This window comes from Lutibacter sp. (assembly GCF_040883305.1).
Lineage (GTDB): Bacteria > Bacteroidota > Bacteroidia > Flavobacteriales > Flavobacteriaceae > Lutibacter.
The window spans coordinates 1-8,743 of record NZ_JBFLKT010000188.1 but is presented as its reverse complement, the minus strand read 5'-3'; the positions used below and the strand labels follow the sequence as shown (position 1 = coordinate 8,743).

General features: G+C 29.1%; 8 protein-coding genes, 1 tRNA gene and 1 pseudogene. 7 read left to right on the top strand and 3 right to left on the bottom strand.

The window, feature by feature from the left end; all coding sequences use genetic code 11:
• The 3 genes and pseudogenes from AB1Z17_RS06080 to AB1Z17_RS06070 form a co-directional block, all read left to right on the top strand.
• Positions 1–631, top strand: a pseudogene (locus tag AB1Z17_RS06080) (beta-galactosidase); the annotation flags it as partial.
• A 75-nt stretch (positions 632–706) separates the two neighbouring features.
• The gene (locus AB1Z17_RS06075) at positions 707–988 is read left to right on the top strand and encodes a LysO family transporter (protein ID WP_368050901.1); all 282 of its coding nucleotides are present in this window, start codon (positions 707–709) and stop codon (positions 986–988) included.
• Complete coding sequence (locus tag AB1Z17_RS06070) at positions 978–1,583, top strand: lysine exporter LysO family protein (protein ID WP_368050900.1); 606 nt, start codon at positions 978–980, stop codon at positions 1,581–1,583. Before AB1Z17_RS06075 ends, AB1Z17_RS06070 begins: the two co-directional genes overlap by 11 nt.
• A 200-nt stretch (positions 1,584–1,783) precedes the next feature.
• Here the strand turns inward: AB1Z17_RS06070 and AB1Z17_RS06065 are convergent.
• The 3 genes from AB1Z17_RS06065 to AB1Z17_RS06055 all read right to left on the bottom strand — a co-directional run bounded on the left by AB1Z17_RS06065 (position 1,784) and on the right by AB1Z17_RS06055 (position 3,332).
• A tRNA-Ile gene (locus AB1Z17_RS06065) sits at positions 1,784–1,857 on the bottom strand.
• A 153-nt stretch (positions 1,858–2,010) separates the two neighbouring features.
• Positions 2,011–2,361 carry a hypothetical protein gene (locus AB1Z17_RS06060; protein ID WP_368050899.1) on the bottom strand — a complete coding sequence of 117 codons (351 nt, stop codon included), beginning with the start codon at positions 2,359–2,361 and terminating at the stop codon, positions 2,011–2,013.
• The gene (locus AB1Z17_RS06055) at positions 2,361–3,332 is read right to left on the bottom strand and encodes a polyprenyl synthetase family protein (RefSeq protein ID WP_368050898.1); all 972 of its coding nucleotides are present in this window, start codon (positions 3,330–3,332) and stop codon (positions 2,361–2,363) included. The genes AB1Z17_RS06060 and AB1Z17_RS06055 overlap by 1 nt, the downstream gene beginning before the upstream one ends.
• A gap of 164 nt (positions 3,333–3,496) precedes the next feature.
• On the opposite strand from AB1Z17_RS06055, the gene AB1Z17_RS06050 reads away from it, so the two are divergent.
• The 4 genes from AB1Z17_RS06050 to AB1Z17_RS06035 all read left to right on the top strand — a co-directional run.
• On the top strand, positions 3,497–4,105 hold the full coding sequence (locus AB1Z17_RS06050; RefSeq protein WP_368050897.1) for a TetR/AcrR family transcriptional regulator: 609 nt from the start codon (positions 3,497–3,499) through the stop codon (positions 4,103–4,105).
• On the top strand, positions 4,105–5,445 hold the full coding sequence (locus AB1Z17_RS06045; RefSeq protein ID WP_368050896.1) for a TolC family protein: 1,341 nt from the start codon (positions 4,105–4,107) through the stop codon (positions 5,443–5,445). Before AB1Z17_RS06050 ends, AB1Z17_RS06045 begins: the two co-directional genes overlap by 1 nt.
• Before the next feature lie 11 nt (positions 5,446–5,456).
• A complete protein-coding gene (locus AB1Z17_RS06040; protein WP_368050895.1) occupies positions 5,457–6,590 on the top strand; it encodes an efflux RND transporter periplasmic adaptor subunit in 1,134 nt (377 codons plus the stop codon).
• 25 nt (positions 6,591–6,615) lie between these two features.
• Positions 6,616–8,743 (top strand): efflux RND transporter permease subunit (locus AB1Z17_RS06035; RefSeq protein ID WP_368050894.1); only part of this gene is annotated, 2,128 nt, incomplete at its 3' end.

The window sequence follows — 8,743 nt, the reverse complement described above, 5'->3', positions numbered from 1 at the left end:
CCAATACATTCTTCCAAACAATGAAGCAACTGTTTTTATAAATTATTTAATTTCAAATAATGGAAATTTAAAAATAGATTATGCCTTTAGTCCAAATAAAAAAGAGTTGCCTAACATACCAAGAATAGGAATATATATTACAATTCCAAACAATTTTACAGAGGTATCTTGGTATGGAAATGGTCCCGATGAAAGTTATTGGGACAGAAAAACGGGCGTTAAAACCGGAGTGTATTCAGGAAAAATTGAAGCGCAATTCCATCGTTATCTACGACCACAAGAAACGGGAAATAAAACGGATGTTAGATGGATGAAATTAGCTTCTGAAAATATGACTTTAAAAGTAACCTCAGAACAATTATTAAATACCAGCGTTTGGCCTTTTACTATGCAAGAGCTTGATTTTAATAGTGGTGACGCCATAAAATCGGCATCTGGGTTAGTGCCTGTAACTAAAAAACACGGCGCAGACATTAAAATTGGTAAAACCAATCAATGGAATATTGATTTTTTACAGATGGGTGTTGGTGGTGATACATCCTGGGGAAGATTACCGCATCCAGAATATATGATTTCAGCGAATAAAAATTACAATTACTCATTTACGATTCAACCATCAATAAAAAAATAGTTCAAAAAATATAACCAATTACTTTTAGTATTCTAAAGCGTTTCTCTAAAAATTCATATAATAACCCTAAATAATATGATCCCAGTATTACTTTTAATGACAATTGGTTTAATTATTGGATATGTTCTCCGAAATAAAATCAAATTCATTTTAATTTCAAATAAGGCTACAACACTCATTATTTACATGCTATTATTCCTTTTAGGAATTGGTGTTGGTTTAAATAAAACAATTGTTTCTAATATGACCAACATTGGTTTACAAGCTATTTTAATCACTTTTGGAGCTGTATTGGGAAGCCTTATTTTTGCGTACATCACTTATAAATTATTCTTTATTCAAAAAAATGAAAAATAGCATCATCATACTTTTAATGTTTATTTTAGGTGTAGTTTTAGGCCTATACAAATTCTTACCAGATTTTTTGATAGAAAATGATTTTTCCAAATATTCATTATATGCTTTAATGTTTTTTGTAGGTATTGGTATTGGGGCAGATAATAACGCACTAAGCGTAATTCGTAAAACAAAAATTAAAATTATACTAGTCCCCCTTTGTGTTGTTATAGGTTCATTACTTGGAGCAGCAGCAATATCCTTTTTAATTTCTGAAATTAGTATTGCGGAAGCTATGGCTATTGGAGCGGGATTTGGATACTATAGTTTGTCATCTATATTTATAACAGAAATTAGCGGAGAAACTTTAGGTGTTATTGCCTTATTGTCTAATATCTCCAGAGAAATAATTACGCTTTTAGTAACACCCTTTTTTGTAAAATATTTTGGCAAACTAGCAGGTATTGCTTCTGGTGGAGCTACCTCAATGGATACCTGTTTGCCTATTATTTCAGAAAGTACTGGAAAAGAATGGGCAATTATAGCCGTTTTTAGTGGCGTTGTATTAACTATTATTGTGCCTTTTTTAGTTCCTTTTATTTTAACTTTTATTTAAACTAAATAAGACTTAAAAAGATAAAAACAAATGAAGTAGCAAAAAAATAGATTGCAATAATTGGTGCTATTCGCTCTACCTTCATAATTTAATTTTAAATGTTTTGGAGAAAATTACATTAGTAAGTGTCACAAATACCATCACTAAATTACCTTCTTACAAAATAAAACCTCATAATCAAACGATTATGAGGTTTAAGGTGGTCCCACTTGGGCTCGAACCAAGGACCCCCTGATTATGAGTCAGGTGCTCTAACCAGCTGAGCTATGGGACCTAAAACTGGGTGCAAAATTACTACTTTTTATTTTATGTACAACTCTTTTGTACAATTTTTAAAAAATTAAATAAATTTTATTTTTAATGATTCTATTAACTTTTTGATTCCCAAATATTCAGTTAAAATTTGAAAGTTTAAATAACTCAACTGTTACTTGTAATTTTGTTTTAACCAAACTTTTTGAAACTCTCTTTTTAGAATAAGAAACGAAATTTGATTTACAGTAGAAATTAAATCATTATTGCTAATTGTAGCCAAATCTTTTTCAGAAACATCAACTCTATACATTACATTTAAATAATCGTCGTATTTAAATTGAATTAAATTTAAGATTGTTTCTGTCAGTTCTTTATTTAATTTTTCTATTGGACAACTTTTATCAAATTTTTTAGACACACCGCTTAATTGAAAATCTTTATTAAGTTGTTCAATCAACTTTACAACTAAATTCCCCGATTTAACAAGTTTTAATAATTCTAAAGAATTTTGAGGTTTTAACATTAAATACTGCGTTTCATTAAACTCAATCCAAAGTTTTTTAATTGGTCTTTTTTACTTTCTTGAATAGCTAACGTTTTAAGAATTGTAAATGCCTTTTGCGTATAAGTTTCTATTTCTTTTGTAGTAATCTCCGCAATTTTATTTCTATTAAAAAGATCCGTAACTCCTTTTATTTTAGTTTCAGAATTAATTTTAGTGTTATAAAAGCTCAACAATTTTTCTTTTTCAGTTTTATCACAAACTTCCAATGCTTTTAAATACAAAAAAGTTTTTTTATGCTCTAAAATATCACCACCAATTTGTTTACCAAAAGTTGCAGCATCACCAAAAGTATCTAAAAAGTCGTCTTGTAATTGAAAAGCAATTCCTAAGTTCAATCCGAAATTATAGATCTTTTCAGCTTCATTTTTTTCAACATTTGCAATAATTGCACCCATTTCCATTGCTGCAGCAACCAAAACTGAGGTTTTATAGGTTATCATTTTAATATATTCGGCAATAGTAACATTGTTTCTTGTTTCAAAATCGATATCTAATTGTTGTCCTTCGCAAACCTCTAAAGCAGTTTTATTAAATAAAAGAGTTAATTTTTTAAAAAGTTCTGGTTCGTATTTATTAAAACATTGTGAAGCCAAAATCATCATAGCATCACCCGATAAAATTCCAGTATTTATATCCCATTTTTCATGTACAGTTATTTTGCCCCTTCTTATTGGAGCACTGTCCATAATATCGTCATGTATTAATGTGAAATTATGAAAAAGCTCTATCGCCAAAGCTGCATCATAAGCATCTTTGGTATTTCCTTCAAACAAATCGCACGTCATTATTGTTAAAATTGGACGTAATCGCTTACCTCCAATTTGCAAAATATAATGTATTGGTGCATATAAATTTTCTGGCTCCTTTATTGTTACTTTTTTATTTAAATAACTAATAAATTCTTCCTTATATGTTTCAACTATATTCATGTAAATTCTATTTTTTTGTAAAAATACACCTTTGAAGTAACTTTTTATAATTGATTTATTTTTTTGAACGTTATAAAATTGTTAAAACTTAAGAAACTTTTTTGGTATCTAAAGTTTCCTTTGTTATATTTGCACTCGCTTTTTTACAAAAAAAGTATCATAATATGAAAGAATTAATTTTAAAAAAGGCTGGTGAAACATTTTTAAAGTATGGCTTTAAAAGTGTTACTATGGACGATATTGCAAATGATTTAGGGATCTCAAAAAAAACAATCTACAAACATTTTAAAAACAAAGTTGAACTTGTAGATAGTGCTATTAGTTATCTTCATGAAAGTATGCACAAAACTGTTTTGATTGTTTGCAGTAAAGGCTTTAATGCTATTCAGGAAAACTTTGAGATTAAAAAAATTTTCTCAGAGCTATTTAAAAATTCAGATAATTCTCCAATGTATCAGCTTCAGAAATACTATCCGGAAACGTACGCTAAAATTATGAAGGATGAATTTGCAATGTTTAAAAATTGCATTTTACAAAATATTGAGAAAGGAATTTTTGAAGGTTTATATAGAAAAAATTTAGATAAAGAATTAACCACAAAATTTTATTTTTCGTTAATGCTAAGTGTTCACGACACAAATCTTTATACCTATAACAAAAACACAATTAATAGATTAGAACTAAAAGCACTTGAATATCATATTAGAGCAATTGCCACATTAAAGGGATTAAAAATTTTAGAAGAACAATTAGAAAAAAACTCAGTTAAATAATGAAAAAAAGTATATTAATAATTTTTGCACTACTGCTTAATATTAATTTAAATGCACAAGAAAGTATAACGCTTTCTTTGGAAGAGGCCATAAATTATGCAATAGAAAACAGTTATTCGGCAATAAATGCCTCCAGAGATATTGAAGCGGCAAAAAAGAAAAAATGGGAAACAACTACAATTGGGTTGCCTCAAGTAAGTGCAACTATAGAGTATCAAAACTGGATTAAACAACAGGTATCTTTAATTCCAGCCGAATTTTTTGGTGGTGTTGAAGGTGAATTTGCTGAAGTTGCTTTTGGCACAAAACAAAATATGAATGCCACAGCAACTTTAAATCAATTAATTTTTGATGGATCTTATTTAGTAGGGTTACAATCCGCTAAAGTGTATTTACAAATTTCTGAAAATGCTAAAGAAAAAACAGAACTTGGTATTAGAGAAGCAGTAATTAACGCTTATGGAAATGTTTTATTAAGCGAAGAAAGTATTCTAATTTTAGAAAAAAACATTGCTACTTTAGAAAAAAACTTAAAAGAAACCAAGCAAATTTATTTAAATGGTTTTACTGAAGAAGAAAACGTAGAACAGCTTCAAATTACACTTGCAACTGTAAAAAGTCAGTTATCTAAAACCCAAAAGTTAAAAAGCATTGCTTATAAAATGTTAAATATAACCTTAGGTTTAGACATTAATAAAATTATTTTATTATCTGATACTCTAAATAATCTTTCAAAAGAAAATATAGATTTAGGCTTGCTTTCTTCGGAATTAACACTAGAAAATCATATAGATTTTAAAATTGCTAAAAACACCGAAAAATCTAATGAGCTTTTTGTAAAACTCGAACAAAGTAAAGCTTTACCTACATTAAGTAGTTTTGTAAATTTTGGATACGCAGGTTTTGGTCAGAATTTCGATTTCTTAAAAAAGGAACAAAAATGGTTCGATTCTTCGCTTTTAGGAGTGAGCTTAAACATTCCGATTTTTAGCAGTTTGGCTAGAAGTTCCCGAACGCAACAGGCTAAAATTGAACTAGAAAAAGCACGAACTAATTTAACAGAAACCGAACAAAAACTATTGCTTCAATTAGAATCGGCTAAAACTGAATACAATTATAGTTTGGAAGAATTAGAAACTTCTAAACAAAATTTAGCACTGGCAGAACGCATTGAAAAAAAGCAAGAAGTTAAATTTTTTGAAGGAATTTCTACTAGTTTTGAATTAACCGAAGCGCAAAGACAATTGTACACAATGCAACAAAATTATTTACAAGCAATGCTAAATGTAATTGCTAATAAAGCTGCATTAGACAACGCATTAAACATCTCAATCAACTAAATAAATTAAAAATGAAAAAATATATAGCATTAATTATAGCAACTATTGTAACAATTTCTTGTGGAGAAGAAACTAAAAAATCTTCATTAGAAGAGTTGAATTCACAACGTTTAATTATAACAAATCAACTTGATAGTTTAAATACTAAATTAAAGATTATTGAAAGCGAAATTGCTAAAATAGATCCTAATAAAAAACTACCAATTGTAACAGCTTTTACCGTTAAAAACGACGTTTTTAAACATTATATTGAAATACAAGGTGTGGTACAAGCAGATAAAAACATTGAAATTCGACCAGAATTAGGTGGTACTGTAAACTCAATTTTAGTAAAAGAAGGTCAGAAAGTTTCAGCCGGACAATTGTTAATTCAATTAGACGATACTTCTATAAAAAACAGTATGGATGAACTAAACACACAATTAAGTTTAGCAAAAACTACTTTTGAACGCCAAGAAAGACTTTGGAATCAAAAGATTGGTTCAGAAATGCAATATTTACAGGCAAAAGCACAAAAAGAAAGTTTAGAAAATAACTTAGCTTCCATTAAAACTCAGGCTCGTAAAATGAAAATTACAGCTCCTTTCAGTGGAATTGTTGATGTAATTTATCCTAAAAACGGAGAGCTTACCAATCCGCAAATGCCTGTTATCCGCTTAATAAACTTAGATAAAGTTTATGTTGAAGCAGACATTACAGAATCTTATTTACCTGTAATTAAAGTTGGCACAGAAGCTATTTTAAATTTCCCATCAATTAATAAAGAAATAACTTCCGAAATTGCTCAAATTGGGCATTATATAAATCCGGATAATAGAAGTTTTAAAACAAGAATCAATATTTCAAATAAAGATCAAAGTATAAAACCAAACTTATTGGCCGATTTAAAAATCTTAGATTTTGAGGCTACAGGAATTAAAATTCCTTCAAATTTGGTGCAACAAGATCAAACTGGAGCAGATTATGTTTACATAATTAAAAAAGAAGAGGGCCAAAATAAAATAGTAAAATCTTTAATTACAATAGCGAACGAATACCATCATAATGTGTTTGTAACTGAAGGAATTAAAGAAAATGATCTATTGGCAAATGCCGGAGCACGACTTATAAAAGAAGGAGATATTGTTGAAATACGTACAAAATAAAATCATTTAACTAACAGACATTAAAATGAGCAAAGTATTAAAAGAGTTTAAACTCTCAACATGGTCAATTAGTAATAAAATGACTGTGTTTGTAATTATAGGAATGATTTTTTTGGCAGGTATATTTTCGTACCAAAGTATGCCAAGAGAATCTTTTCCAGAAATTGTTGTACCTCAAATTTATGTGGCAACTCCGTATCCTGGAAACTCCGCATTAGATATTGAAAAACTAATTACCAGACCGTTAGAAAAAGAAATAAATGGTATTTCTGGAGTTGAAGAAATAATTTCTACCTCTATTGAAGGTTTTTCATCCATTCAAGTAGAATTTGATTTTAGCGTTTCACCAACTGAAGCCTTACGTAAAGTTAAAGATAAGGTTGATGCCGCAAAATCTGATAAAGATTTTCCAACAGATTTACCAGCAGATCCAACAGTTCAAGAAATGAATTTTGCTGAATTAATTCCGATAATGAATATTAACTTATCGGGAGATTTTTCTATGGATCAACTTAAAGAATATGGAGAGTATTTAGAAGATGAAATTGAAAAAGTTGCAGAAATTTCTAAAGTTGATATCCGCGGTATTCAAGATAAAGAAATTGAAATTAGTGTTGATTTATACAAAATGGAAATTTCTAAAATCAGCTTTAATGACATTGCAATGGCTATTCAAAATGAGAATATGACCATTTCTGGTGGAGATTTATTAGAAAACGGAATTCGAAGAAATGTTAGAATTATTGGAGAGTTTAAATCCGCCGAAGAAATTGAAGATATCATTGTAAAACAGGAAAATGAAAATATAGTTTACCTGAGAGATATTGCACACGTAAACTTTAAAGAGCAAGAGAAACAAAGCTATGCACGTGAATTTTCTCAGCCTGTAGTAATGTTAGATGTTACTAAAAGAGGTGGTGAAAATTTAATAAATGCATCTACGCAAATAGATAAAATTATTGCAGACGCTCAAGAAAACTATTTTCCTTCAAACTTAAATATTTCTAAAACAAACGACCAAACAAACGATACCAAAACAATGGTTGCTGATTTAGAAAACAGCATTATTTTAGGGATTCTTTTGGTGGTTGTAGTTTTGCTATTTTTCCTTGGAATAAGAAATGCGCTTTTTGTAGGTATTGCCATTCCTTTATCTATGTTTATTTCATTTATAATTTTAAATACATTAGGCGTTACTTTAAATACAATGGTATTATTTTCTTTAGTAATAGCACTGGGAATGTTGGTAGATAATGGAATTGTTGTTGTTGAAAATGTATATAGATTATTAGATGAAGGCTATTCAAACATAGATGCCGCAAAATATGGTGTTGGAGAAGTTGCAATGCCAATTATTGCTTCTACAGCAACAACTTTAGCCGCATTTTTACCTATTGCCTTTTGGCCAGGTATGATGGGAGAATTTATGCGTTATTTACCAATAACATTAATTATAGTATTATCATCTTCATTATTTGTCGCTCTGGTTATCAACCCAATGCTAACTTCGGTTTATATGAAAATTAAAGAAGATGAAGTTAATTTTAAAAAGATTTTAATATATAGTTCCATAATTTTTGCAGTTGGTGTTTTATTAATCATTGCAGGTTTAACTACTGGATCTGGAGGCTTAAATGCTTTAGGTTTACTATTAGTTTTAGCAGGATTATTAAGAGTTATAAATACCAAATTATTGACTCCTGGAACAGAGTGGTTTCAAAAAGTTTTCTTGCCTAGGTTAGAAACTATGTACGAGAAAACCTTAAAATTTGTACTTTTTAAAAGAAGACCTGGTTATTTCTTTGTTGCTACTTTTGGCTTATTAATTTTTGCTTTTATGTTGTTTGCAGCATTTCCGCCAAAAGTGCAGTATTTTACAGAAACACCTCAAAAACAAGTATATGTTTATTTAGAATATCCCATTGGAACAGATATTGAAAAAACAAACGAACTCTCTATTGAAGTTGAAAATAAAATTCAAGATTATTTAAAAAAATATGAAGTTAATGGAGAAAACAGTCTTATAACTTCAGTTATTGGTCAGGTTGGTGAAGGTACCAGTGATCCAAATCAAGGTCAGCAAGGAGGAACAACTCCAAATAAAGCAAGAATTACTGTCGATTTTGTTAAGTTTATGGACAGAGGAGGCATTG

What these genes read in the sequence shown, in the direction of transcription:
- AB1Z17_RS06070 (WP_368050900.1), top strand. Translation starts at nt 978, where the DNA reads ATGAAAAATAGCATCATCATACTTTTAATGTTTATTTTAGGTGTAGTT.
- AB1Z17_RS06045 (WP_368050896.1), top strand. Translation starts at nt 4,105, where the DNA reads ATGAAAAAAAGTATATTAATAATTTTTGCACTACTGCTTAATATTAAT.
- AB1Z17_RS06075 (WP_368050901.1), top strand. Translation starts at nt 707, where the DNA reads ATGATCCCAGTATTACTTTTAATGACAATTGGTTTAATTATTGGATAT.
- AB1Z17_RS06050 (WP_368050897.1), top strand. Translation starts at nt 3,497, where the DNA reads ATGAAAGAATTAATTTTAAAAAAGGCTGGTGAAACATTTTTAAAGTAT.
- AB1Z17_RS06060 (WP_368050899.1), bottom strand. Translation starts at nt 2,361, where the DNA reads ATGTTAAAACCTCAAAATTCTTTAGAATTATTAAAACTTGTTAAATCG.
- AB1Z17_RS06055 (WP_368050898.1), bottom strand. Translation starts at nt 3,332, where the DNA reads ATGAATATAGTTGAAACATATAAGGAAGAATTTATTAGTTATTTAAAT.
- AB1Z17_RS06040 (WP_368050895.1), top strand. Translation starts at nt 5,457, where the DNA reads ATGAAAAAATATATAGCATTAATTATAGCAACTATTGTAACAATTTCT.